The organism is Vibrio scophthalmi LMG 19158 (assembly GCF_000222585.1).
Taxonomy (GTDB): Bacteria; Pseudomonadota; Gammaproteobacteria; order Enterobacterales; family Vibrionaceae; genus Vibrio; species Vibrio scophthalmi.
Genome location: NZ_AFWE01000184.1, coordinates 16,515 through 42,170, shown reverse-complemented (window position 1 = coordinate 42,170; position 25,656 = coordinate 16,515). Strand labels below are relative to the sequence as shown.

Here is a 25,656-nt window from a genome sequence, read left to right as displayed (position 1 = left end):
AATGACTACACAACACTTTATTGATCGTTATGTTATCGATAGTGGTATCACCACTGCACTCAACGCAGGCTCATCAGAATTAACTTTGATCAACCAATTAGTCGCGCATCATCTTGAGCATCTGCCCTTTTGCAGTGCCAACGTATTACTCAAAAAAGAGTTAAGTTTGGATCCTGATAATGTCTTTCAGCGTTTAGTCGAACAGCAGCGAGGCGGATACTGTTATGAACATAACAAGCTCTTTCAAATTCTTCTGGCCGAGCTTGGTTTCAACGTGCGTCCTTTGTTAGCGCGTGTATTATTAAATGGCAATGAACAAAACGGCCGAACCCATCGCATAACATTGGTGGAAATCGATGGCATTCAATATCTGGTTGACGTCGGCTTTGGTGTACAAACGCCGCGCATGGCCATTCCACTAAAACCCCATAGCTTTAGCCATTTAACCCAACAATTTCGACTCCAGCAGCAAGGTCCACAAAACTTTCGGCTTGAGATTTGGCAAGTAGATCACTGGCAAGCGCTGTATCGCTTCGACTTGAGTGAAGTCACCGAAATGGATTGTGACATTGGCCATTTCTACGCATCACAGAGTCCAAACAGCGGCTTTTATCATAATTTGGTGATCTCCAAGATCACCCATGCTCAGCGTCACTTGATCAAAAACCTAGACATTCATCGCTACAATGATGAGCTGGGCGAGCAATATGTTGAAAGCATCACCAGCGCGTCCCACTTGCATCAGCTATTGAGCGATACTTTCCAGCTTGGCTTTAGTGAACAGGAGGCTCAGCAACTGTTTAATCACCAATTGAATTACCTCGCCTCGAAAGCTTAACAGCGGTGCTAACCGACGTTGGGAGTTGCTCACGTCGGTAGCATTGTTCACTTTAAATCGATACGCTATAGGCTCTGACCACCGTCAATCGTTGATTTTTAAGGAAGCCCAATGCCCGATCTAAAACCAAGTCCAACTTTGGCCGATTTTCAGCACTATGTTGCTGAGTTAGAAGTGGAACGCAATTTCGCTGACCAATCGGTTTTAGAAAAGTGTTTATTACTGGGTGAAGAAATTGGGGAGTTGTTTCAAGCGATACGCAAAACAGAAGGCATCGCCATCGACCCGAATGCAAAAGTGGGCGAAATTGGGGATGAGCTGTCAGACATCTTCATCTATCTGTGCTCCATCGCTAATCGTTACGATATCGATCTTGAACAAGCCTTTTTAGCCAAAGAAGTCAAAAACAAGCAACGCACTTGGCAACCCGCCCAAAATGGTAAAACAGCGCCATGAATCTCGCGCTGTTTGATTTTGATGGCACCATCACTCATCAAGATGTCTATACCGAATTTCTATTCTACGCCACGTCTAAGCGGCGGATTATTTGGGGTGGTTTGCTCACCTCCCCCGTCATCGCTTTATACAAACTTGGCTTACTACCGGCGCGATACACCCGTCCAGTATTATCAAAAATGGCCTTTGGCGGCCGTAAAACAACCGAAGTCGACGCCCTTGCCGTACGATTTGTTCGCGACTATTTACCCAGCGTCATTCGCCCACAAGCATTAGAGAAAATCTGCTGGCATCAACAACAAGGGGACGAAATCTACGTCGTTTCAGCCTCTCTAAGCCCGTACCTTGCCATCTGGTGCCAACAACATGGATTGAAGCTGTTATGCAGCACCCTAGAAGAAAAACAAGGCCGATATACGGGCCGCTATCTGTATGGCGATTGCAGTTTAAACAATAAAGTCGCGGCAATTAAACAGACGTTAGATTTAGCCACCTACAGCCGAATTTATGCCTATGGCGATACTTATGAAGATCTCCCGATGTTAAATCTTGCCGATGAAAAATACTTTCAATGGCGCAAGATCGCATCCACTGATGGCCTTTCTCATGCAAGGAAAACCCATGAACAATCTATTGAGTAATATTCCTACCTCATTACCTACGGAAGTCTTTGAAGAGATCATCAATACCGCAGGCGTGCGGATTGAACGTATTATTTCTCATGGGCACACCTCGCCGGAACAAGGCTGGTATGATCAAGCGGAACATGAATGGGTGGTGGTGTTATCAGGCTTTGGCGTGATTGAATATGATGATGGCCAAGTGTTTCATTTGCAGCATGGCGACTATCTCAATATTCCTGCGCAGCAAAAACATCGCGTGATTGAGACCGCTGCCGATGAACCCACCGTGTGGCTCGCGATATTTTATCCCGATGTTCTCTAAGATTATTTGATGTTGCGATGGATGTTGCGATGGATCTCTCGATTCACGTTGATTTTTAACAGCGCTTCCCTCGATATGAGACAGCCAATTGCATAACATAAGATGCTCTCATGGATTGATGGCGCATTAAGTATGAATAAGAAAACCTTATTGGTTGTTGCAGCACTGGGGGCCGTTACGGTTATCTCAATGGCCACCAAACCAAACTCTGAAGGCTTGGTACTCCCATCATGCGACACACAACCGATCGTCGATACAGAAGTGCATTTTTTTGTCGACAATGACGTGCTTGAGCAATCAAATAAGCAAGAAGTCAGCGACTTTTTTACTCGCTCTATCAAACAATCCAATCTCATTCTAACCAATTCCTGCATTCCGATGACGCGATCTCTCGGTACCATCACTTATGTCGAGATCGACAAAGACAATATTCATGACATGTACACTATCCATCGCGAACTCGAAAACCGCCTCAACACCGACAATTTGCATCAATTGTTTCCAATGCCTAACCAATACTACGGGCTCGTCTTAGAGAAAAAGTATCAGGACATTACGGGTTTCTCAGGGATGACTGAGACGAACCTCAGCCAGCAATTTTTTGCTCTGACAATGCATAGTTCGCTATTTACCTTAGAGCACGAACTTGGCCATCTCGCTTGGGCTGAGCACTTGGAAGGTCACCCCATTCCCAATTTGGGTAAGTGGCTCCAATCGACGACATCCCCCGACCTACAACATCACTTAAAGCCTTATGCTCGTGCTTACAAATGTGGAACCGCTGGCACCGTAATGAGCTACGAAAATGAAATCTTGCCCATCTATTCCAATCCGGAAACCACTTACCGAGCCAAGGTTTGCGGGAATGCAGAGGATGGCGACAACGCGCGTGTACTGAGAGAGTTCGCCCATACATTAGCAGAAAAATCAAACTCAAACCCTTGAGTTAAACAGATAATAATCAATATCTTGTAACAATAATTAGCATTTATAACAGTTGAGTAAATAGGTCTTTTGCGCCGAAATAAACTCAGCGCGTTGCACTTCGTTTCATCATTTTTGTCAGTACACTCCTAAAACCGTACGTAAAACGCTAAGGCAAATTCGAGCCTAATCGCTCCATGATGCTGATCAAATTTAACGCAACACTTAACGGTAATATTTCCGCAGTTTGTTTTATTATTTTGACTCTAGGAAGCATCACATGAACATGTTTAAGATCCCTGAAAGCATCTACTTTGGAGAAAACGCAATGGAAGCGTTGAAAACTCTGCAAGGTAAGAAAGCCGTCATCGTGACAGGCGGAAGCTCAATGAAAAAGTTTGGTTTCATTGCCCAAACTCAGCAATTACTGGGCGAAGCGGGAATTGACTCTTTGGTATTTGACGGGGTAGAGCCGAACCCATCCGTGCAAACTGTAGTCAAAGGCGCACAAGCGATGCGTGACTTTGAACCAGATTGGATTATTGCGATTGGCGGCGGTTCAGCACTTGATGCGGCGAAAATCATGTGGTGTTTCTACGAACATCCACAGCTTGATTTTGCCGATATTATTCCGGTCGGTTCAATGCCCGCGCTACGCACTAAAGCCAAATTTGTCGCGATTCCATCCACCAGCGGCACAGCCTCTGAAATCACTGCATTCTCGGTGATCACCGATTTAGAAAACCACATCAAATACCCAATTGTTTCAGCGCATATCGTGCCTGATGTGGCGATCATCGATCCGGCTCTACCTGCAAAAATGCCACCACATATTACGGCGAATACCGGTATGGATGTCATGGCCCACGCACTCGAAGCCTTCGCCTCAACGGTTGCTAACGACTACTCCGACCCACTGGCAATGCGTGCGGTTAAGTTGGTATTTGAGAACATTGAAACGGCTTACAAACATGGCGATGACATGGTCGCGCGTGACAACATGCACAATGCTTCCACACTTGCGGGTATGGCATTTTCTAACGTCTCTCTAGGCCTAGTTCACTCGCTTGCACACAAAATTGGTGGTGAATTTGGCGTAACCCATGGTCTTGCTAACGCGATTTTGATGCCGTACATCATCGAATACAACAAGCAATCAACCGATAAATACGCGGAAATTGAGCGCTACTTAGGCTTAGAAAGCATCGAAAACGAACTACGTGCGCTGAATGCCAAACTGGACATCCCACTTACCTTCAAAGAAATCACTGAAGTTGAGATCAGCGAAGAAGCCTTCCTTGCCGTGCTTGATCGTATGAGCCAAAACGCGTTTGACGACCCTTGCACCCTGACCAACCCAGGTACGCCAACAGCTGAGGATGTAAAAGAGATCTACCGTCGCGCTTACTTTGGTTAAGCAAAAGCGAGAATAAAGTGCTAATCAAGCCTCTGCCAAGCAGAGGCTTTTTTGTTGCCATTGCACAATAGCTGTAGATAAAAAAACAGCCCGCCATGGGCGAGCTGCTATGCAAAATTAAAGATAAGAATAACTAGTTAAATGCGCGAGCTAGGGTGCCGACACCTTGATAGTGATACACCTTAGCGCTGCTACAAACAAACACCGATTCACCAGCTTTTAGCGTCACCGATTCGTGGTTATCCCGCACCGTCACTTCCCCTTCGACACAGAATAGAATCTCAGCGCCGCGCACATATTGGGCTTTCTCTTCGATGTCTGCTTTCAACACTTCAAAAGCAAAGTCATCGACAGGAATTGGGTAACCGATTTTGTTTTCCATTTGGTACGGGGTCAGTTTGATCTGCGTAGGATCGACCGACACAAACTTGGTATTATCAATCAGCTCCGCTACATCCATATGCTTAGGTGTTAAACCTGCGCGCAGTACGTTGTCAGAGTTGGCCATAATTTCAAGCCCCGTCCCTTTCACATACGCGTGCGGGGTTTCAGCATGAAGAAACATCGCCTCACCCGGCTCCAGCTCAACGACATTAAGCATTAATGGCGAGAACAAACCAATATCATCAGCGTACTCGTGGCTAAACTCAGCAATTAAGGCAAACGCTTCACGCGCTTTGCTGGTTTTCGCTTTACTCTCAATGGCTTGATGAAGCTCGCTCAGCGCTTGTTTTTTTTGCTCGCCAGATAAGTTCATCACCACAGAAAAAAACGCTCGCAGACCTGCCGCACTTGGTCTGTCTTGCAGCGCATCAATCTCACTGCGCAGCATTTCTATATTGGCTTGATTAAACAGCGCCACAATATCATTGATTGGTCGAAAGCCGTTCATCGCTTTGTAGAAGGTTAATGCATAAACCAGTTCCGGTTTATGGTTGGCATCTTTGTAGTTACGATTGCCTGCCGCCAGTTCAATACCTTGCGAGTTTTCTTTTTGATAGCCTTGGATCGCTTTACTGCGGCTTGGATGAACCTGAACTGACAACGGTTTGTCTGCCGATAACACCTTAAACAAATACGGTAGATCGCCAAAACGTTCAACCGTGTAATCGCCTAATACCGAGACTGGATCTTGCGCGATGAGATCAGACAGTAGCATGCCGTTACTGGCAATTTTTGAGCAACCATTTGGGTGCGCACCCATCCAAATTTCCGCTTGGGGTTGATGATCTGGGTTGCCAATACCAAACAACTCGGTGATCGCCGTTTGACTACCCCAGATGTAGTTTTGAATAACATTATCAAGTTTGTATAAAGCATGACTCATGAAGAGGCTCTCTTTAGATTCGTTTGAGATGATTTCAGCACTCGAGATAACGCTTTGGGGAGAGAGTTATGCCAATGATATGTGGCGAGGATGCATAATATTACTTTCCATCCACGCCGCTTATATCAACACAACCAGAATAGCGGTCGCTGAAATACCACACTGATTGACGAGAAATAATCTGCGTTAAATTCGCTCTATTTTCGCGCAATATTTCAACTAATGCTGAGATCACCTCAGCATTAATTGATTATCTACTAATAGTTAGAGTAATAAGAACAAAATCGCAGAAGCGAGTAAGCCAGCCCCGAGTACCATAGGGTAAGCTTGTGCACTGATGTCTCGTGCCATCTCAGGCTGCGCGGTTTCCTCAATCTCCTCTTGGACGATATCGGCTTGCTCGTCCTCTTCTTCACCTTCCCCAAACAGCGCCATCACTTCATCAGCCGTGTTGGCTTTGAGCAGCGCTTCGCGAAAATCATCTTCCACTAGCGATGAAGTCAGCGTGGTCAGTACTGCCATATGCGTTGAACCAGCTTCTGCTGGCGGAATCGCCAATAAGAAGATCATATTCACTGGCTCATCGCCATCTAAGCCTTGCCACTGCAGCTCTTCTTTAACCAATGCGCAAGCAAACACCGGCTCTTTCACCGCAATAGACTTGCCATGTGGTACAGCAAGGTATTCACCTAGTGCCGTTGGGCCTTCTTCTTCACGCAATAACACGGCGTCTAAAAACTGCTGACGGTTGGTCAGTTTACCCGCTTGATCAATTCGGTCGGTCAACGCGTTAATCGCAGAAAAACGGTCTGTAAATACCGCATCAAGCATGATCAAATCTGGAGAAGTAAGTTGTGCTAATTTCATCATCGGCTCCTGTTAGTTCGCTAGCCAAACAAATTGATATGGGTTTAGAGTAAATTGCGCGGCAAACTCGTGACCCGAAATAAGATCACGCCCACCAGCCAAGAGTGATACCTCTTGCGTTGTCGCCAACAGATTGACCACAAATCGAATGCTCTCTTCACCCTCGCCACGTTGCAAACCAAATAGCTGCGGGGATAACTCAAGTACCTGTTGCATGGACGTTGGAGCAAAGGCGGTTTGCTGCTTACGCAGGGCCAATAAACGCACCATTTCAGTGTAAATGCGGTTACGCAGCGAGCCAGATTCTGCCAATTCAGCTTCTAGGTTCTCAAGTTCAAATTTTTCACGGTTAATGCGGCGATTAATGCCTGACTCCACCATACCTTGCACATCGTTCTCACTGCCGAGCAAGCTATGGTAATAAACCGCTGGAACACCCACAAACGACAACAAAATCGCTTGCGCCGCTAAGAACTTATCGGCCTTGGTCGCAACATCGTCTTCCGGCTCAGTAATCGCACTCAAATAGTTGATGTTCAACTCGTATGGCGATTGCGTGCCATCACCGTTGTCTTTGTAATTAACTCGGCCACCTTTGCGCTCTACCTGCTCGCACATCATTTGACGGTCATCATTGGTTAAGATGCCTTCGGTAGGACGCACACCAATACCATCATGGCTAGCCAGGAAGTTAAAGTAAGTCGTTTTACGGCCTTCTTGCAACGATGCCATCGCTTCTGCGGTTAAGCCTTTAGCCCACTCGGTCAACACTTGGCTGTCTTGGCATAGGAAGGCATGCAACGTTAATGGCGGTAGCGGGAACTGGTACACCATGTGCGCTTCATCGCCATCACCAAAGTAAGAGATGTTCTCTTTGTGCGGCACGTTGGTTTCCGTTATTAGCAAGCTACCCGGCATCACTTCATCTAGCACAATACGCCATAGTTTGATGATCTCGTGCGCCTCTGGCAGGTGAATACAGCTGGTATTCAACACTTTCCAAATAAAACCAATCGCATCCAAGCGAACCGAACGACCACCGTTCGCCGCGTACATCAGCAAAATATCGATACTTTCCAGCAACACCTTTGGCGAACGGAAGTTGATATCAATTTGGTCATCTGAGAAGGTCGTCCACACATGCGCCGTTTCGCCGCTGGCTTTGGTAAATGGCGTCAGCAAAGGCAAAGCGCGTGGACGTGTCACGCTTGAGTAATCAAGCGCAGGATCAGAGACAACAAAGTAATCTTGATATGCTTCGTCGCCAGCTAAAAAGCCTTGGAACCAATCACTGCTTTTCGAGATATGGTTGATCACGCAGTCGTACATCAAATCAAAGTTATCCGCCAGCGCATTGAGCTCCGTCCAATCGCCCAAATTCTCATCAACCTTGCGGTAATCAACCACACTAAAACCGTCGTCTGAGGTGTAGGGGAACATTGGCAGAATATGGATATTGCTGATCGCATCTTTAAGATACTTATCGGCAAAGCACTTCATGGTTTGCAGCGTCGGCTCGCCTTGACGGCTAAAGCTGTCGCCGTAAGTAATCAGATATGAAGTGGTTTGATCCACCCACTGAGGGTACTGAGGCGCGCTGCCACGCCACTTTTCAATCAGCGCTAGAATATCTTCGGTAATCGATTCTGCTTGTGCTTTATCGCCATTTTCATCGCAGTAAAGAGCAGCCACTTTGGTATAGATTTGTTCTCTTATCATTTCTTATTATTCCTAACCTGCGACCTAAATTTTAAAACTGATTCGTAAATCGATGCTGTTATTCGGCTTCACTTGCCACTGTTGAGCAATTTCTTGTTCAAAGGGTTGTTCAAGACTTTGCTCACGATGATTAACACGCTCTATCTCAGCAAAATGAGCAAATGGTGTGATATCCAATTGCACTGCCTGCTCTGTTGGGTTGTAAAGGCGCACAATCACTGCATTATTGTGATAGAACGAATGACCAATACTGGATAGCTGAAGCGCTTGATGCAGTTCAAACAAGCCAAAACGCTTGGCAACTTGGCGTGAATCAAAACGCACTTGGAAACGCTCTAAACGATTTTCAAAACTGTTGAGTACTTGTTTTTGATAACTAAATGGCGCATCGAGAAACGCTTGTTCTGTACAGCGCACGGTTTGGTGACTCGCATCAGCCGTCAGCGCAATCGAAAAGCTAAACGTCATCGATTTTTGCAACTGTGCATCCGGGGTGTAAACCACGGTATTGTTGATGCCCGAAGCGCGGCCTGGACGCCAAAGCAGATCATCTTTGCCTAAGCGACCCGTCGCTTTAAACAGCGTCAGAGCAATCGCGTTCGTCTTATCACCTGCTTCTGCATCAGTGGCATTATTAGCGGGCAAAATTTGGAACTCTTTGATGCCGCGTCCATTGATGATCATCGCCTTGCCAGCTTCAGCAATTGCCACCGCACCATCGGTGGTTTCAATATCAATTGGACATTCACGGAAGCGCTCACGCCACCCTTCTACGACAGGGGCAATTGGGCGTGCCATTAATGCAAATGGCTGAGTACTTAATGACTGTTGGGTATTCACATCTGAGTTAATCACTACACGCACGCGGTGATCGCACACTTGGTTAACCGTCGTGATATCAACATGTAATTGCTGATCGCCATGGATAAGTTTTAGCTCAATATCAAAGCTCGCCAGCGCAGCTTTCTCTCCCGCAATACGCGACTCTAGATTGTGCGGCACCGCCAATTCTGCGCGCAGTGTCATGCGCTGTTCTAGCTCACCTTGCAGCACGGATAGACACGTCATCTCGCGGCACACCAGCGGCATGTCACCAGCCAACGGCGAGAAATCGTAAGAGTCACCGTCATCGGCCTGTTCTTCAAAGCTCAACAGTTGATTGATAACGCGACCCGATGCTTTATCTTCAAGGCTCAAGTGACCATTAACAAAACGCACGGCAAGTGACTCGCTTTCAATTTGAGCTTCTTTCGCTGTTGGATTTTGCTCTACACACTGCATTTTAGTGACAGCGTCACTTGCTTGCACCTGAAACACCTGATAGCCAAGTGCTGGTAAGTCACTCACGATAACATTCAGCTCAAAGCGGTAATACGGCGGTACATCCACTTCACGCTCACCATCTTTGGTCACTTCAATCATCTTGCCGCCATCTAAACGTTCACGGCGGATGATTTCGCATGTTAGTGATTGCTCACCATCACATAGCGTAATCTGCTCATACTTAGAGAAAGCCACCACTTGCACCACACCAGAGTATGAGCTTGGGCGTGAGTTGAAGATCATCACTTCGTTATCTTGGCATGCATTACTGGCGATCTCTTTCACCACCAAGTTATACAAGCCATGGCAGATCTCTTCTGCCTGTTTTAAACGGTGCATAATATCGGCATTGGTCGCATCGCTGTTACAGCCACCAATACTATCGTGAGCATGACACTCTAAAATCTTCTTCCATGCCATATCCACCAGTTCCGTATGGACGGTGATACCCTGCGCTTTTGCAATCGCAATTACCACTTCAAGCTTTTTCACCAAGAACTGTTCAATTTCAAAATTGAGCTTTTTGATGTCGTAGCGCACCGAACCGATGGTTTTGTGAATACGGGTATAACGCGGCGCTTTAAATTCACCACGGTAGGTTTCAAATTCTTCGCTGTTATGGCGTAGATAGTTAACGAAATTCTCCATCGACGAGATGGTATAGATATCTTTCGCAGGCGATCGCTCTGTTGCCGCAGAAAGCGTTGCTGGCAGGTTCGGGTCGATATTCACTTGGTCGCCGCCCGATGGGATCAATACTTCATCTAGGCCCGATAGTGACTTTATCTTCTCAATCATTGGGAAGATTTTCTTATCCAAATGATCCGCATCCGGCACGATGTTTTTCGCCGCGCCATAGCCATGCACAAGGTTGTAAGCGTAAATGGTGTCATCACCAGCGGACTGCCAATGGAAATGCGATTTTTGCACTTGCTGATCGTAATCGATACCACGCCAAAAAATGATGTTATCAATCCCCATACCTTTAAACAGCGTCGGCATTTGCGCGTTGTGGCCAAAGGTATCTGGCAGGTAACCCACCCTCATGCTGTGGCCTAGTTCTTCAGCGATGTGCATGCCGTATTTTAAGTTACGGATGATTGATTCAGCGCCAACGTTGTAAGTGTCCGTCTGCGTGTACCAAGGGCCAACAAACAACTTTTTATCGCTGATCAGCTTGCCAAGACGCTCACGCATGTGCGGTAGCACTTTTAAGTAATCTTCTACAATCGCCGATTGACCATCAAGGTGGTAGCAACTGTAGCTCGCTTGGTTCTCTAGCGTTTCGATCACTTTAGTGAAGTTATAAGTGGCAAGCACGTCACTGTCTTGCTGGGTAAAATACCACTCACGATCCCAGTGAGTGTGCGGAATGACATGTACTTTCGCCATGGGAAACTCTCTTTATTACGATGACTATTTGGTCTGTGACTTATTTCGATGATTTTGGGGCGAGTAGCTCGCCCCAAGTGACGTGTTATGCGTTTGCGTTGTCAGGCTTAGTACACAGCAGCAGTGCCACTGCAATAAAGCCAGAACCGATAGCGACAGAGATGATGTAGCTAATAGGATCAGAAGAGAGGAACCAACCCCAAACCGCTGGCAATGGTAGGCTTTGCCATACGTTGAGTAGTACGCCCACTTGAGTACCAAGGATGGCACCCAGCATCATAATTGGGATCATTTTCGGGTTCTTCAGAATGAATGGAATTGCCCCTTCTGAAATACCGATCATACCCAGCATGAGCGATGTTTTACCTACGGTGCGCTCTTCGTTCGAGAACACTGGTTTACGGAATTTGCCATCAAGCAGCGCCGCAATACCCACACCGATTGGTGGAATAACAATACCCAACTCACGAGCCAGCAAGTCAAAGCCTTCGCCCATGCCGTTTAGGCCAAGCGCGACCGAACCCGCGGCTTTGTTGATTGGGCCACCCAAGTCAAAAGCCGTACCAGCTGCGATAACCATTGAGTAGATACCGCGACCAGCATCACCCGCTTGAGTGAATAGATCGATCATGGCAATGTTCAACGCGCCAAAGAATGGGTTGATGGCGTATTCCATTGTCAGCACCATCACAACACCGGTAATTGCCGGAACAAGCAACATGGTTTTCAGCGTGGTCAGCTCGGTTTTCACCTTGATGGTATCGTTAAGATAACGAACTAGGTAACCGACTAAGAAGCCGATCGCAATCGCACCAAAGAAGCCCGATGGTGCCCAACCTTCAAGATCGAAGAAGCGTTTATACACTTCATCACTCATGATGCCGCCAATAAAGGCCGGGATTAACGCCGGTTTACCAGCAATTGAATAAGCTAGGTACGCCGCGAAAATTGGGTACATAAACTTGATGGTCATGAAACCAAGCTTATCGAGAGTTTGAATTGGCGTACCAGAGATATCGATGAATTCGCCAGTGATTTTCGCCACCGCCATCAATAGGCCACCCAGTACCACCACTGGCAGCATGTAACTGATACCGGTCATGATATGACCAATCGCCACTTGGTAAGCAGAGCGTTTTTCTTCGACCACTTGCGGGCCGCCTTCGCTCTTCTCTTTGCCTAAATTGAACACATTCGGTAGCAGCTCATCGACACGTTTGATCAGCTCTTGGGTGCGTACTTTCATTGGATTGGCATTGTCGAAACGTTCCATATCCATGATTGGCACATCGATGGCTAAAACCACACCATCCGCTGTCGCAATATCATGCGCGGTTAATTTGTTTTTAACCCCATCACTGCCTTGGGTTTCTACTTTCACTTCATAGCCGTGTTTCTCGGCCCAGCTTTGAATTTTCTTCGCCGCCATAAAGGTGTGTGCAATGCCTGTAGGGCAAGCGGTCACTGCAACTATCTTTTTCTTTGCCATGGTTTTTCACCGTTATATTTATTTGACTAGCGCAGTATATTTTCCGGTTATGTATCAAGATACTGTTTCCTCGTACAAGCCATGTATGACGATACTTTTGTGAACTTCATCAAGGAAAATCGCGCCATTTTCACGCCTAATAGCGCCCTAGCCATTTTCTAAATAAGTACCTTGGATGAACACCTTTAAAGGCATTGAACGAGCGATCTACGAATACCTCATCACTCATGCCAATGAGCTGCACGAAATCGCGGCCAAAACCATTGCCAATAAAGCCTTAACCACCACAACATCGGTTAATCGTGTCTGTAAGAAAATGGGCTACGCCAGCTATACCGAACTGCGCTACAAGCTGGTGCAAGATCTGAGAAAGCAGACAGTCGTGGGCGAAGAGGAAGCGTCGCAATCACAACGTATTTCACAAGTAGCACAGGTACTCAACGCATCGCCGGTGGTTTATCTCTACTCACGCGGCGCATCGATTGTTAGCGTGACTTATCTATCGCGCTTTTTATCGCTGGCCAATATTCCACACTTAGTGATCAGCGATATTCACCAGCTCGCACGAGCAGAAAAAGGCACCTTAGTGTTAGTCAGTAAATCTGGCGAGACGCAAGCGGTGGTCGATATGGCGCACAACGCTAAGCGCAAAGGTTTGAAGGTTTTGGCGATCAGCCATGTTGGCTCGACACTGGCGGCGATCGCCAATACCAACTTAGATTTGGAAGAGCAAGTTGACGGTATTTCACCCTACAGCCGCGAATCGCAGATTCAGATTTTGAAGACCATCGATGTGATTGGTAGAGCGTTGTTGGAAGATTAGAAGGTTAGGCGTGTAGCACAAATCAACTTCGCTCAACATACCAAGAGCCTTTGCATGGACCATTGGTAAGAAACCAGTCACCTTGTATTTGATTGCCCGAAGCGGTGGCTTTGAAGCGATAATCCCAGCGTTCATTGCTCGCATACAGCGTTAACGTGCCTTGCTCATCAATCCACCCTTTCAGTGACGTACCATTGTACGTTAACGTTAGATGAGCAAACCCATCGACCACCGTTCCGGTTATGGTTGTGTTATCGCAGATCCAGTTTTTAGAAACATCGATTCGTCTTCCAGCCCATTCACCATCAAACTCAGTCGACACGGCAAAGCCGGGGGTATCAGGTAATTTCGGAAAAGCGGCCGCATTGCCCAACCCCAATACCTTATATTTACTCGCCACCATCATCACAACGCCAATACCCAAAGTTAGACCAACAACGATTCCTTTCTTCATCTTTGTCCCTAAAGATACATGTCATACTCAACATCCTACCAACCTCAGCTCCGCCTACAAATCCTCTGCTGTGATCTTGACCACATTGATTCAAAATTTAAGGGTTTCTTAATCTTCAGTTGGTGCCTCGGACACTTCACGTTGATTGTTATTTGCTCTATATTAAAATTTTTCAACGAGAATTCAGCCACATGAACATAGAGTTAAGACCAATTACACTCGATAACTTCTATGCAATCTGTCAGCTTGAAGTTTCGCCTGAGCAGGTTACTCAGGTTGATAGCAATGCCATCTCATTAGCCGAAGCGAACTTCATGCCGTTTGCTTGGTTCAGAGCAATCTACGCAAATAATCAACCGGTCGGATTTATCCTCGTGGATGCCGATACTACGACAGGAAAATTCTCTTTATGGCGACTGATGCTCGACCAATCACAACAAGGCAAAGGCTATGGGCGTCTTGCGATAAGTGCTCTCACTAACGCCTTGCAACGTGAGTTTGGTATTTCTGAGCTATTTACCAGCGTGGTCGCGGGGGAAAATAGCCCGATCGCATTTTATCAAAGCTGCGGTTTTGAACTCACCGGTGCTCTGGTCGCAGGGCGCGAAATAGAACTGTGCTTAGCGGTTGAGTTTGTAAAATAAAGACGTTGAACGGCATTTCAAAACGCCAGATGATGTAACCTCTTAACTCAGATCCATGCAACATACCGAAAGGCACAAACAAGGGAGTAATAATGGCGTCTCACAAGATTCACAACGTGGTTTTCGACATTGGTAATGTGGTTGTCCGATGGGCGCCGCTAGAAATTGCTCGGCTGACTTTTGGTGATATTGATGGCCTTGAAGACCAAGCAAGAGCTATTTTCCAATCTGAAACATGGTTAAAACTCAATAAAGGGCTTATATCAGAGAGCGAAGCGGCAAGCCAGTATCAGCAATCGCTAGGATTGTCCGCTCTTGAATGCGAACGCCTGTTCTACTACGTAAAGCAAACTCAGTTACTTATCTATGGATCAGTGGATCTTATCAAGCGAATAAAATCCGCTGGCTATCGCGTGTATGCACTCACCGATAACGTCCATGAAATCGTTTCCCATCTGAAATCAACCTACACATTTTGGCCGTTATTTGACGGCGCGATCGTCTCGGCTGAGGTCGCTCTATTAAAACCACAGCCTGAAATCTATCAAGCATTACTGGCGCAGTTTGCGCTTGAAGCCTCTGAAACCGTGTTTATTGATGATATGCCCTACAATGTCGCCGGTGCTGAAGCGGTTGGCATGGCAGGCATTCAGTTTGAAAATTCAAGCCAATGTGAGCAGACGTTAAAAACGCTCGGTCTGCGTTTCTAATCACTGACACATTCCGATCAAAAAAGCGCGTTACTGCTATAAAACAATAACGCGCTTTTCTCTGCTAATATCTTTGGTTTCTTAAGTGACCGGAATGGCATTTTCTGGCAATGACGAACGGCTTTTAATCACGTAACGCAAACGCAGTAACATCAACACAGCGGCCACGGTTAAACCGGTCAAAATGCCCACCCAGAAGCCCTTCTCGCCCATTGCAGGCACGATGATATCTGTCAGCCCTAACACCACGCCCAGTGGCAAAGCCAGCCCCCAATAGGAAGCGACGGCCAAAAACATCGGGATCTTGGTGTCTTTATAACCACGTAGTGCGCCGTTCGCACCAAGTTGTAGCGCATCACTAAATTGGTACAATGCAGTCATCGCAAGCAGCGTTGCCGCCGTAGCGCTGATAACCGGGTCACTGGTGTAGAGGCGAATAATCCATTCCGGAAACAGCAAGAAAGTCGCCACCGAAATAAGTGACACTAAAGCTGAAACAATGATGCCTATTTTACTGCGATCAATCGCGCCCAGTTCATCGCCTTCACCCAGAGCATAACCAACACGGATGGTGATGCCAAACGAGATGCTCATCGGGATCACATAGGTCATACTAGAGATGTTAAGCGCGATCTGCGCGGCGGCGACGTTTTCAGCACCAATACGGCCAATAAGCAGCGCGATAACGGCAAAAATGCTGCCACAGATGGCGATGTTCATGCCAATCGGTAAGCCAAGTTTGAGCAGATGATACATCGCTGCAGCTCTTGGTTTTGCATCGGAAAAACGAATGATGGTTTTATAGTGATGATGCGCTTTGATGTAACTGAAGAGCAAACCTGACATTAGCCAATAAACCAAACTGGTCGCCCAACCACAACCCACCGCGCCCATTTCAGGGAAACCAAAATGGCCGTAAATCAGCACGTAGTTAACAGGGATATTAACCAATAAACCAATCATCGAAATGATCATCGGAGCCTTGGTATTGTTCATCCCTTCACAGAAACCATTTAGGGTATAGAAAAGCGCAATCCCCGGAACACCAAAAGCAAGAGCGAAAGCATAATCACTGGCGATCGGGATGATTTCAGAAGCAACACCAATCCATTCTAGAATCGACTGAGCACTGACCAGATAAGCAATAAGCAAGGCACTGGCGATCAAGGCCAGCCAAACCATCTGGAAAAATTCCACTGAGATGCTGTCAAAGTCACGCGCGCCACGATGGTAAGCAACAACGGGCGTGAGCGCCATAATCACACCACGTAACAGTAGCAGTACCGGTATCCAAAGACTGGCACCGAGTGCGATTGCCGCCAAATCAGCCGGGCTCACTTGGCCGGCCATTGTCGTATCGACAAAGCCCATCGCTTGAGTGGCAATTTGAGTCAAAATAATAGGAATCGACAGATGCATCAAAGCACCCGATTCACGAGTAAAACGAGAAAAAGGACGAGGAGTCGTATGCATGGAGGTTCTTCAACACCAATATAAATGCACCAATGATGGCAGGATAGCGGGTGTGCATTTTAGGGTGTGCCCGTTAGGCGGCGATAATATAAACAGCTTATGATTGAGAGTAAAGCCTAATAATCCCGCTTACCTCGCGCATTTTTACTTAACAGGTTCGCAGCGGTGGTTTTTGTGCCACCAATAGACCTACCCGTTGTTTTTCTAACGTTAAACCGATCCGTTTTAGGCGAGAAAGCGCGCTAAAATCGTAACAATGGTGCTCGCTGATATTAGCAAAACCGGCTTGGGTTAACTGTTGTCGCCAAAAACGGGCGGAATGGAAACAAACACCGACACCGGCGGTGTTCGCGCCCAGTTTTTCAGTGAGCGGCGCCAGCACTTTACTCGAGGTAAGATGGTAGATAAGTTGGCTGGGTAGATCTTCAATCAGCGCGCCTTCGTAGAAATTTTCAAAGATCAGCACAATACCGCCCGGAGCGAGCACTTTGTAGGCATCTCGCAATGCTTGTTGCTGAACACGGCAAGTATTTTGATAACCTTCGGTAACGAAATGGTGCAGAACCCAATTAAACTGAACCGCCTGCAATCGGCTTGGTAATGCCAAACTCTGAAAGGTCGATTGCAGCACTTGCTTACGTTCATCCGGTCGATTTTTTTGCGCTAAAGATGGCTCGGGTTCCACTAATATCGCCGACGCGCGAGCAAAATGATTCAGCACTTTGTCGACATATTTACCATTACCACCGCCCACATCCATTAACTTGAAGGGCGCTTGAGAGATCTGATACTTATCTAAAGCCTCGATGACCAAATCAAACATCGAGTCATCGACATATTCGGTATCAAATGCTTGCGTCTGTTCGCTAGAGAGGAGTTTTACGGAATCAGCCATGCAATCACCTAGTCTCATTTTGTTATCGTTAATCCACCAACCTTCTACTATGAGCAAGTATCAAACCAAGTTTAAGTACATTAATTTTCAATAACTTAAAATTCATTCCGTAGGATTTATCATTTTAAGAATGAGATTCGGAAGCAAAATAAATAAAGGCAGGCAAACGCTAACTTAAGTCAGCCTGAATGTTGGCATTTGAGCACCAAAGTGCATCACTGGCCATAACAGAGCATTTAGACATCACCGAAGGCAATCTGTATCTTCTATGTTAAACGTGTGCGCTATGTGAATGACAACCCGTTCACGGTGGAAGAAACTTGGCTGCCAACTGAGATATTTCCGGATTTAACTGATCATCGAAAAGCGTACTCGTAGCCACTTAATCGACGATACAATTTTTGAATACAGTCGAAACTATTTCAAATCAAGTGATTACAAATTTATGTTAACCGCAAAACGTCATCGCTCATAACCAGAGTCTTGTAATACAATCAGACTGTATTCATTCAATCGCTAGGTTAAGTAATGAAATCAGGTCAGAAGTCTGTGCTCTGTTTTGGTGACTCCAATACGTGGGGTTATATTCCATTACACGGAGGGCGCTATGAACATGAAGTGCGTTGGACAACGCAGCTCGAGAATCAGTTACCTGACGATTGGCGCGTGATAAATGAAGGGCTACCGGGTAGAACGACCGGCTTTCACGAATCACTGCATAACCCGCATTCAGGTTTAGGTTACTTTTTGCCATGCTTAGAGAAACATCAACCTGACGTGGTGGTGATCATGCTCGGCACTAATGATTTGCAGAGCCAATTTGGCCTAACAGCCCATGACATCGCTTCTGGTGCAGGGGAACTGGTCAAATACGCGCAATATTTTGCTAATCACAACCCTACCAAAGCGCGGGCAATATTGCTCGTCTGCCCGACACCCATTGATGAGATCGGATTCGCCGCTCACGGCTTTACGGGTGCAAAAGAAAAGTCACATCAATTTGACGACCATTACCGCACGAAAGCGGAAGAGCTGGGTTGCTATTACTTCAATGCTGGTAGTATTGTGAAAGCTTGTGCAAGCGAGGGGGTTCACTGGCCTGCGGATCAGTTGCCACTGTTCGCTGACGCACTTTATCAGCGCATTCGCACCATCATCGCTTAATCTATATTCACTGACCATTTGGCAAAGGCGTATTATGAAAGTACTGCAGGATTTTTCTGTTTTTATCGAAACCGCAAAACAAGGCAGTATCACCCAAGCGGCCAATATCATGAATCTCACGCCCGCCGCCGTAAGCGCGACGATTAAACGTTTAGAAAGCCAATTTAGCTGCGTACTGTTTATCCGCTCCACACGCAGTATTCGCCTAACATCTGAAGGGCAACTGATGTTGGAAAAATGCCAGCAAGCGGTTGATGCGATTGAGTCTGGTGTGGAGTCAGTCAAACACGACCCCAACCAAATCACTGGCCATTTGCGCCTAGCCATGCCTTCCGATTTGGGGCGCAACGTTCTGTTACCGCTACTGGATGAGTTTCTCGATTTGCACCCAAAACTGATCCTGTCTACAGAACTGTGTGACACCGTGGTCGATCTTTACACCCGACCACTCGATGCCTCTTTTCGCTATGGCACACCACCTGACTCCAGTATGGTGGCACTACCGATCAGCCCCAATAATGATCGCATCGCTTGTGCTTCGCCTGACTATATCGCCAAATATGGCAAACCAACGCACCCATCAGAGCTGGTAAATCACAACTGCATCAACTTTATCACGCTCGTCAAATACCACACCAAATGGCGCTTTAGTAAACAAGGGGAAAAATGCGAAGTGATCGCCACCGGTAATCGCTTTGCCAACGATGGCGATGTGGTAAGACGCTGGATGTTGGCAGGGAAAGGCATTGGCTATAAAACGCGTCTCGACACGCAACCCGATATTGATAGCGGTAAACTCATCCCATTATTTGAAGATTGGCAAGGCGATCATATCCCACTCAACATGGTCGTAACTGATAAGCGCCAATTAACTCCAGCATTGCTGGCGCTGAAAGCCTTTTTACAAGAAAAGTTAGGTTAGTACTCGCAAGATAAGTCTGCATAAAACCACAATTGGCCTTGGCACCCGCACCACACTGTCTGATGTTGGCGCGAGTGTCTGCGCCTTTTTCAATGCCGCTTTGCCAGAAAACGGCACACCGATAACGCCAATATTTGCAACTTTACATCAAACAATCCTGACGAACTCAAAATCCTTGCTAAACTAAAGTTGTACTATCGCCTCTTTGCAGACTCCCCCTTTCTGCTGAGAGGCTTCTTTTTTCTGTAAGCATCGCACCATCAAGCAACCCACGACCTTACAAAGATGACTCAAAGTGCCCGTGAGCCGTGGAAACGTGGCGAGAGGTTACGCTGAGCCAACTACCTTAGTGTGTTAGCACCTCAGTGTAACAACTTATCCCGCTTTCATTTCATCAGTAGACGCCACAACCGAACGCGATTAAGCCGAGGTTACTTGCGGCTGACTTCTCCCGGCAATGACAAATCACCAGAAGCAATATCATACACACCAGTCACACACAGCAGCGGCGCATGAATACTGTCATTGACCTTTAGTACTGCGGTAACGGAATCAAAGTTGAACGCATCATTCAAGCCAATATCGGCTTTAGGTACTTTCACTCGTAACTCTTTGTCGGTAAATTTAGGCGCATAATCCGGGCTATCAATGTAAATCGGTAGCTCTGGCCAAGTCGCAGGAACTTTAGGTGTCTCGCCCGCTGGAATATCACGCACCGTCAACCCTTCTGGACACTGAGCATCTTCGGTTAACACCACCCAATGTGAGTGCCACAATGCGCCATCATTGGCCAAGTCACCATCACCATTTTCATCGTATTTCGGCGTGTCATCAAAATCAGGGTGAGCAGTCACTGCGAGGGCAACAATACCTTTATCTTGTTCAAAACCAATATCAGCAGAATTGAGCGTAGTTGGCCAAACATAACTAAATACATTCGCTCCTGCTAACTGCCCCACCGCTTGCGGTTTTACTTCGCCGATAGCATCACGCACTTCGGTTTGGAAAATTAAATGATCGGCTTTTTTTACCACTTTGGCGTGAACCACATCAAAGCTGGCAACAACATCTTGATTGCTATCGGCAATGATATGCTCATCAAGGTGAGCAAATGCAGTGCTAGAACTCAGAGCAACGCAAAGGGCCGTTGTCACGCTCAGAGCGACACGATTGAGGGCAAGTCCAGATTTGTTCATAATTTTTCTCCTTGTATTAAAACTATCCTGCCATGCATTTTTAGTTTTGCCTCGAAACTTTTATTAAGTTAGCACATCAGTTATACTTTTCAACATAGTTTCGACTAAAAACTAATTAAGCCTTTAGAGATCATATTTTCAAATCGAATTGGAGAAAGCATGGCAAGCAACCATGAAGCCTATGAATTACTAGAGAGAATTGGCAACCTGCTGCGCAATGAAGCGCGCCAAATGGGCAACGAACACGGCTTGCACCCTGTCCATATCGAAATGTTGTATTACCTGCAACGTTGTAACCTCTTTAGTGATACGCCAGCCGCGCTTACTGAGTTTCTCGGCATTACCAAAGGCACCGCTTCACAATCAATCACGCTGTTGGAGAGCAAGGGTTTACTAAGCAAGAATAAAGATCTCAATGACAAGCGTATCTCACACCTAAAGCTTACTGAGCAAGGAGAAACGCTGATCCATCAGATCTGCCCACCCGCTCGCTTTATTCCATTGTTAGAAAAAGTAGAAAACGACTCTCCTCACGTCATAATGGTACTCAAGCAATTACTCAGCGACATGCAGCAAGGTAACGACAAAGCCAGTTTTGGCGTATGTAAAACCTGTCGCCACCACGAAGTTCGTTCGGAAACAGAGTTTTTCTGTCAACTAACGCAGATGACGCTCGCTCGTGAATTCGGGGAGTTGATCTGTAAAGAGCATGATGAAGAATTCACAGATAAGAAAGACTGAAATAACCGCGTAGTCAATTGGGGCACGACTCAGTAATCCCTAGTTAAACGACAATAAAAAAGCACCGAACGATTATACGAACGGTGCTTTTTTATTCGCTTCAGATCAAATTAGATTTTACGAATCTGCTCAATTTCTTGAGCATCAATACCGAGTGATTCCAAGAATTTCTGATGTTCTTGTGGCTCCATTGCTTCAAACGTTTGGTGCCATTTCACCATGTCTGCTTGTGTAAAACCGGCCGCTTGCATAATTTCAACCCAACGTTGTTTCGTCACGCTTTTATCCTCAATGAGTTTTGGTTCTTGAAGTAACACTACGATCGCTTTTTGTTGTGCGCGTAGTGTTTGGATCTCTCGCTCTAGTTCTTCGAAATGATCTTTCAATATTTGTGCTTGAGATTGCCCCTGTCGATCCAACAAAGTGCGAATACTGCTTAAAGGCAAACCGTAAGAACGATAAGAAGCGATCGTTTTAAGTCGCTCTACCTCATTCTCCCCATACCAGCGATAGCCGTTCTCTGCACGATAGGCAGGCAGGAGTAGCTGCTCTTTCTCGTAATACAGAATCGTAGTGCGGGAAGTTCCGCACTCTCTTGCTAGTTGGGTTACCGTTAACATTTTTTCGCCTCTTTGTGGTTCAGGCATTATCTTCAACCCTTGACTCATAGACGGGTCAATAGCTTGATTGACTCTTTTTATTAAGCCACGTCAACAACAATTAAGCGTGGCCCAGCAAACGAAAATTCCAGTTTTCCACTTCGCCTGTAGCAATCCGTTTTTCGACATTAGCACGCCAGCTATTAGACAAGCGCTCTTGGGCAATAAGCTCCTCTAGCCCCTGTGGGTTTAACGGATCACCAAAGTAACGCTCACAAACGGCAAGGATCGAGAGTGGATTTTTCACTCGCTCAAGCAAAATCAAAGGCTGATCTGGACTCACTTTACCCGCTTGTATCACTCGATATAACCAACCGCAACGGCTGACATCTTGCATATCGACAGAAAAGTTTTCGACACCCCAGCGCTGACTCAGCTTCATACAAGGTGAGCGTGGCTGGCTAACTTCAATAATTGCTTCACCCCATTGGTAACGATCCCCAATGCAAACATCCGACTCAGTCATACCCATCGAGCTGATGTTCTCTCCCATCCCCGGCGCACACCATTGAGAGTCACTGCGGTATTTATTCGCCCAGTAGTCATAATGTTCCGCAGGATATTGATGCAAAGCGCGCTCAACGCCACCATGAAATTTGGTCTCAAAGCACTCATCTCCTTCTAACCCCGTCGGAGTAAGGAGGATTTCATCCGTCACTTGAGATTTATTCATAGCGGTTTGCATACCATGAAATTGTGCGACTTTACCGCGATATACTCCGGCAATAGGATAGATTGTCATGGTCATTGAAGCTCCTTACTCGTCAAGATGTGAAGAAAATATCGCTGAGTGTACCAGCCCAATAATGCAAGATTAAAGCCCAGCGTTCAGGATAAAATCACAACTCGACGCTAACCATCACACAACGACATAAATCGACTACTTGCAGATGAACACAACACGCCATTGCACCAAATTTCACTATTTAACCAATGGAGTCGACATTTACTCTTCACCCATCGTGCTTGCACGCAGAGCGTTTGTCCAATAGGTATCGGCTGATGAAAGCGCACCTCTAAGCTAACCGTCATAGCGGTAATATCTAAATTGAATAGACAATGCAGCATAGCACTATCGTGCAACGTCGTGACTAAACCGCCTTGCATTACGCCGTCGTAGCCCTGCACCTTTTGTGTTGCTACAATCGAGGCTTGAACGCTATGGGTGTTTGTGGGGATGAACTCAATACATTGTTCAGAAAAGAATGGTTGGCAACACACCGCGCATTGGCAGTGTGATTTGGCTTTAGATGACACCATTATTTGCCCTTATTTTTGAGAGAGAAAATCGACATGGCTCGGCCTAAAATACAACGCAAAATCTGTACTCGCGCGCCTTACTCTTGCTTTAAGCCTAATGGCGTACCGATGACAGAGCTGCAACACATAGAACTCCAAGCGGAAGAGCTTGAAGCGTTACGTTTAGCCGATCAAGAAGGGCTGAGCCAACTCGATGCCGCCGCGCAAATGCAGGTCTCTCGCCAAACCTTCGGCAACATCGTTAAGCGGGCCCGAGCCAAAGTGGCAAATTGTTTGGTCAACGGTCATGCCTTGGTGCTAGCAACTGATCAAGATACACCTGTGCAAAAAGGATCGGCTGACTGAGCAGCTAAGCAACTAAGCAACTAAGTAGCCAAGCAACCAAGCAACCAAGCAACTAAGTGGCTCACCTGTGTTAAGTATTGGGCTCACTAATTTGGTACAAGGTTTTACGATGTTCATCGCACACTTCTTCGCAATTGCATTCACGCTCAATATCAATATTGGCTAACCCACCGCAACTGCCTGCAATGGGTTTACGAGAAAACAGCACACCAATAGCCATCAGACTAATCACCACGACAAAACCAATCAAAGCGAAGATAAAGGTCATTTGGCGATCCTTTTTATCAAGGTAAAGCCTTTTTGCAATGAGCTCATAATTGGCGATGGAGTACTGGCGGCTGATTGACTACCGCATGATTTTTTACTGCCACAACAACTGGTCGTCTTCTTAGGTTCCTTACCATAATCCAAGCAAGTCACTGGCATTAGCACTGCGTAATCCAACTGGCGAATATCTGCTTTTGGCGGTGCAGCAAAAACCTCAAGATTAAGATCAAACAAAGCACTCAGCATTTTCCTACCAATTGAACGCACGACGACCGCATTGACGTTTTGTGCGGCCATTAATGCCATCCACTGCTTTTTCTTACCACAATTCGAAGCCGTTTCTTCAAGAGTGATGAGCTGATAAGTGCCGGTGGTTTGATTGAAGATCGCCACTTGTGGCGCACGAGAGAAGTGATTGGAAACAAGATTATCAAGACAAGGAATTGCGTAGATCATAGTGGCTCCTGCCCTATAAGAACAAAAGCACACTATATCGCCAGTTATTGGCATATGCCAATAACTAATTTGGAAAATTAGATTGTGAAAGTTATCGCAATCAGTGTGTCACTAACGGCTCACCTTTCTTAGCAGAGTATCAATCGATGCCTTAGGCGTTTTCGCTATCTTCGTCATTAATTCAAAACTTGGCTGCGTAATCCCATATTTATCGCGTAACGTCGCCAATTGAACACGCCATAACTTTGCCGTCATTTCCGCATCTGCTAATGCTCGGTGAAATACGCCATCATTATCGATTTGGTGATAACGAACTAAATCCCCCAACTTGTGGGATGAGGTTTCTTGATGCAATCGGCGTGATACCAATAAAGAGCATGCAAACTGGCCATTGTAATCGCGGTTAATGAGGGCGAGTTCGCCATCTAAAAAACGTTGATCGAATGATGCATTGTGCGCCAATAAATTACTGCCTTGAATAAAGTCAGCAAATTCATCCATCACTTCTGCACAGCGCGGAGCACCACTTAACATGTTGTTGGTAATACCGGTATAACCTTCGATGAAACTACTCACTCGAAAACCTGGATTCATCAAGCGTTGAAATCGATCAACCACTTCTCCTTGATGCAATTTCACGGCACCAATTTCAATGGCTCGATCGCCTTGTTGAGGAGAAAGTCCCGTGGTCTCGAAGTCGAGCACAATTATTGAATCCGCCATAGAAGGAATAGACACACATCACCTATATCAATGTAAAAATACCCGCGCAGTGTAACCACACTTATCGGTTAGCGCAAAGCGCATTAAGCGCTGATTTTTTGCGCAAAAAAAATTTGACCTATCTCATTAAAATATCAAATTTTATCGCCAAATTTTTGGCTGTTACATTTGTTCGATAAAGAGAACCGGCTTTAATCTGGTTAAGCTACATTAAATTAAAAACAATA

General features: G+C 46.2%; 28 protein-coding genes and 1 pseudogene. 14 read left to right on the top strand and 15 right to left on the bottom strand.

Going from position 1 to position 25,656, the window contains the following annotated elements:
• Position 1: 1 nt before the first annotated feature.
• The 6 genes from RH88_RS15745 (at position 2) to RH88_RS15720 (ending at position 4,580) form a co-directional block, all read left to right on the top strand.
• A complete protein-coding gene (locus tag RH88_RS15745) occupies positions 2-838 on the top strand; it encodes an arylamine N-acetyltransferase family protein (RefSeq protein WP_005597775.1) in 837 nt (278 codons plus the stop codon).
• Positions 839-949: 111 nt separating this feature from the next.
• On the top strand, positions 950-1,294 hold the full coding sequence (locus RH88_RS15740; protein ID WP_005597774.1) for a MazG nucleotide pyrophosphohydrolase domain-containing protein: 345 nt from the start codon (positions 950-952) through the stop codon (positions 1,292-1,294).
• On the top strand, positions 1,291-1,935 hold the full coding sequence (locus RH88_RS15735; RefSeq protein WP_005597773.1) for an HAD family hydrolase: 645 nt from the start codon (positions 1,291-1,293) through the stop codon (positions 1,933-1,935). Before RH88_RS15740 ends, RH88_RS15735 begins: the two co-directional genes overlap by 4 nt.
• Entirely contained in the window at positions 1,916-2,239 is a 324-nt protein-coding gene (locus tag RH88_RS15730; protein WP_005597772.1) for a cupin domain-containing protein, read from the top strand. The genes RH88_RS15735 and RH88_RS15730 overlap by 20 nt, the downstream gene beginning before the upstream one ends.
• A 132-nt stretch (positions 2,240-2,371) precedes the next feature.
• Entirely contained in the window at positions 2,372-3,184 is an 813-nt protein-coding gene (locus RH88_RS15725; protein WP_005597771.1) for a hypothetical protein, read from the top strand.
• A 259-nt stretch (positions 3,185-3,443) separates the two neighbouring features.
• Positions 3,444-4,580 carry an iron-containing alcohol dehydrogenase gene (locus RH88_RS15720; RefSeq protein WP_005597770.1) on the top strand — a complete coding sequence of 379 codons (1,137 nt, stop codon included), beginning with the start codon at positions 3,444-3,446 and terminating at the stop codon, positions 4,578-4,580.
• A 133-nt stretch (positions 4,581-4,713) separates the two neighbouring features.
• On the opposite strand, the gene manA is transcribed toward RH88_RS15720, so the two are convergent.
• The 5 genes from manA to RH88_RS15695 all read right to left on the bottom strand — a co-directional run bounded on the left by manA (position 4,714) and on the right by RH88_RS15695 (position 12,697).
• A complete protein-coding gene (manA, locus tag RH88_RS15715; RefSeq protein WP_005597769.1) occupies positions 4,714-5,907 on the bottom strand; it encodes a mannose-6-phosphate isomerase, class I in 1,194 nt (397 codons plus the stop codon).
• Between the two features lie 264 nt (positions 5,908-6,171).
• Positions 6,172-6,774: a fructose PTS transporter subunit IIA gene (locus RH88_RS15710; protein WP_005597768.1), complete on the bottom strand. Its 603-nt coding sequence runs from the start codon at positions 6,772-6,774 to the stop codon at positions 6,172-6,174.
• Between the two features lie 12 nt (positions 6,775-6,786).
• Positions 6,787-8,493, bottom strand: a complete 1,707-nt coding sequence (locus tag RH88_RS15705; RefSeq protein WP_005597767.1) for an alpha-amylase family glycosyl hydrolase — start codon at positions 8,491-8,493, stop codon at positions 6,787-6,789.
• A 24-nt stretch (positions 8,494-8,517) separates the two neighbouring features.
• Complete coding sequence (locus RH88_RS15700) at positions 8,518-11,208, bottom strand: glycoside hydrolase family 38 N-terminal domain-containing protein (RefSeq protein ID WP_005597766.1); 2,691 nt, start codon at positions 11,206-11,208, stop codon at positions 8,518-8,520.
• An 85-nt stretch (positions 11,209-11,293) separates the two neighbouring features.
• Complete coding sequence (locus RH88_RS15695) at positions 11,294-12,697, bottom strand: PTS fructose transporter subunit IIC (protein ID WP_005597765.1); 1,404 nt, start codon at positions 12,695-12,697, stop codon at positions 11,294-11,296.
• Between the two features lie 175 nt (positions 12,698-12,872).
• On the opposite strand from RH88_RS15695, the gene RH88_RS15690 reads away from it, so the two are divergent.
• Positions 12,873-13,520 carry a MurR/RpiR family transcriptional regulator gene (locus RH88_RS15690; RefSeq protein WP_005597764.1) on the top strand — a complete coding sequence of 216 codons (648 nt, stop codon included), beginning with the start codon at positions 12,873-12,875 and terminating at the stop codon, positions 13,518-13,520.
• Positions 13,521-13,542: 22 nt separating this feature from the next.
• On the opposite strand, the gene RH88_RS15685 is transcribed toward RH88_RS15690, so the two are convergent.
• On the bottom strand, positions 13,543-13,974 hold the full coding sequence (locus tag RH88_RS15685) for a hypothetical protein (protein ID WP_005597763.1): 432 nt from the start codon (positions 13,972-13,974) through the stop codon (positions 13,543-13,545).
• Between the two features lie 191 nt (positions 13,975-14,165).
• Here RH88_RS15685 and RH88_RS15680 point away from each other — a divergent pair, with 191 nt between their 5' ends.
• Positions 14,166-14,618 (top strand): GNAT family N-acetyltransferase, encoded by a 453-nt coding sequence (locus RH88_RS15680; protein ID WP_005597762.1) that lies wholly within the window; start codon positions 14,166-14,168, stop codon positions 14,616-14,618.
• Between the two features lie 92 nt (positions 14,619-14,710).
• Positions 14,711-15,328 carry an HAD family hydrolase gene (locus tag RH88_RS15675; RefSeq protein ID WP_005597761.1) on the top strand — a complete coding sequence of 206 codons (618 nt, stop codon included), beginning with the start codon at positions 14,711-14,713 and terminating at the stop codon, positions 15,326-15,328.
• A gap of 81 nt (positions 15,329-15,409) precedes the next feature.
• Here RH88_RS15675 and RH88_RS15670 read toward each other — a convergent pair whose 3' ends face one another.
• Together RH88_RS15670 and RH88_RS15665 are read right to left on the bottom strand one after the other, a co-directional pair.
• Entirely contained in the window at positions 15,410-16,801 is a 1,392-nt protein-coding gene (locus RH88_RS15670) for an MATE family efflux transporter (protein WP_005597760.1), read from the bottom strand.
• 148 nt (positions 16,802-16,949) lie between these two features.
• Positions 16,950-17,696, bottom strand: coding sequence for a methyltransferase (locus RH88_RS15665; RefSeq protein ID WP_005597759.1), 747 nt, complete (start codon positions 17,694-17,696; stop codon positions 16,950-16,952).
• 188 nt (positions 17,697-17,884) lie between these two features.
• On the opposite strand from RH88_RS15665, the pseudogene RH88_RS23055 reads away from it, so the two are divergent.
• The 3 genes and pseudogenes from RH88_RS23055 to RH88_RS15655 all read left to right on the top strand — a co-directional run.
• Positions 17,885-18,171 (top strand): annotated as a pseudogene (locus tag RH88_RS23055) (UTRA domain-containing protein); the annotation flags it as partial.
• A 53-nt stretch (positions 18,172-18,224) separates the two neighbouring features.
• Positions 18,225-18,860, top strand: a complete 636-nt coding sequence (locus RH88_RS15660) for an SGNH/GDSL hydrolase family protein (RefSeq protein ID WP_005597758.1) — start codon at positions 18,225-18,227, stop codon at positions 18,858-18,860.
• Between the two features lie 34 nt (positions 18,861-18,894).
• Positions 18,895-19,782, top strand: a complete 888-nt coding sequence (locus RH88_RS15655; RefSeq protein WP_005597757.1) for a LysR family transcriptional regulator — start codon at positions 18,895-18,897, stop codon at positions 19,780-19,782.
• Between the two features lie 431 nt (positions 19,783-20,213).
• On the opposite strand, the gene RH88_RS15650 is transcribed toward RH88_RS15655, so the two are convergent.
• Positions 20,214-20,978, bottom strand: a complete 765-nt coding sequence (locus tag RH88_RS15650; protein ID WP_005597756.1) for a hypothetical protein — start codon at positions 20,976-20,978, stop codon at positions 20,214-20,216.
• A gap of 159 nt (positions 20,979-21,137) precedes the next feature.
• Between RH88_RS15650 and RH88_RS15645 the strand changes: the two genes are divergently transcribed.
• Positions 21,138-21,719 (top strand): MarR family winged helix-turn-helix transcriptional regulator, encoded by a 582-nt coding sequence (locus RH88_RS15645; RefSeq protein WP_005597754.1) that lies wholly within the window; start codon positions 21,138-21,140, stop codon positions 21,717-21,719.
• 110 nt (positions 21,720-21,829) lie between these two features.
• On the opposite strand, the gene RH88_RS15640 is transcribed toward RH88_RS15645, so the two are convergent.
• From RH88_RS15640 to RH88_RS23050, 3 genes are all read right to left on the bottom strand, one after another.
• Positions 21,830-22,339, bottom strand: a complete 510-nt coding sequence (locus RH88_RS15640) for a MerR family transcriptional regulator (RefSeq protein ID WP_040757993.1) — start codon at positions 22,337-22,339, stop codon at positions 21,830-21,832.
• A 100-nt stretch (positions 22,340-22,439) separates the two neighbouring features.
• Positions 22,440-23,126 carry an MOSC domain-containing protein gene (locus tag RH88_RS15635; protein WP_005597751.1) on the bottom strand — a complete coding sequence of 229 codons (687 nt, stop codon included), beginning with the start codon at positions 23,124-23,126 and terminating at the stop codon, positions 22,440-22,442.
• Between the two features lie 104 nt (positions 23,127-23,230).
• Entirely contained in the window at positions 23,231-23,638 is a 408-nt protein-coding gene (locus RH88_RS23050; protein ID WP_081467385.1) for a PaaI family thioesterase, read from the bottom strand.
• A 33-nt stretch (positions 23,639-23,671) separates the two neighbouring features.
• Between RH88_RS23050 and RH88_RS15630 the strand changes: the two genes are divergently transcribed.
• Positions 23,672-23,983 (top strand): DUF134 domain-containing protein, encoded by a 312-nt coding sequence (locus RH88_RS15630; protein ID WP_040757992.1) that lies wholly within the window; start codon positions 23,672-23,674, stop codon positions 23,981-23,983.
• A 70-nt stretch (positions 23,984-24,053) separates the two neighbouring features.
• On the opposite strand, the gene nqrM is transcribed toward RH88_RS15630, so the two are convergent.
• From nqrM to RH88_RS15615, 3 genes are all read right to left on the bottom strand, one after another.
• Complete coding sequence (gene nqrM / locus RH88_RS15625; RefSeq protein ID WP_005597745.1) at positions 24,054-24,251, bottom strand: (Na+)-NQR maturation NqrM; 198 nt, start codon at positions 24,249-24,251, stop codon at positions 24,054-24,056.
• Positions 24,248-24,706 carry a NifB/NifX family molybdenum-iron cluster-binding protein gene (locus RH88_RS15620; protein ID WP_005597743.1) on the bottom strand — a complete coding sequence of 153 codons (459 nt, stop codon included), beginning with the start codon at positions 24,704-24,706 and terminating at the stop codon, positions 24,248-24,250. Before RH88_RS15620 ends, nqrM begins: the two co-directional genes overlap by 4 nt.
• Positions 24,707-24,817: 111 nt before the next feature.
• Positions 24,818-25,429, bottom strand: coding sequence for a 3'-5' exonuclease (locus RH88_RS15615; protein ID WP_005597742.1), 612 nt, complete (start codon positions 25,427-25,429; stop codon positions 24,818-24,820).
• Positions 25,430-25,656 lie beyond the last annotated feature (227 nt).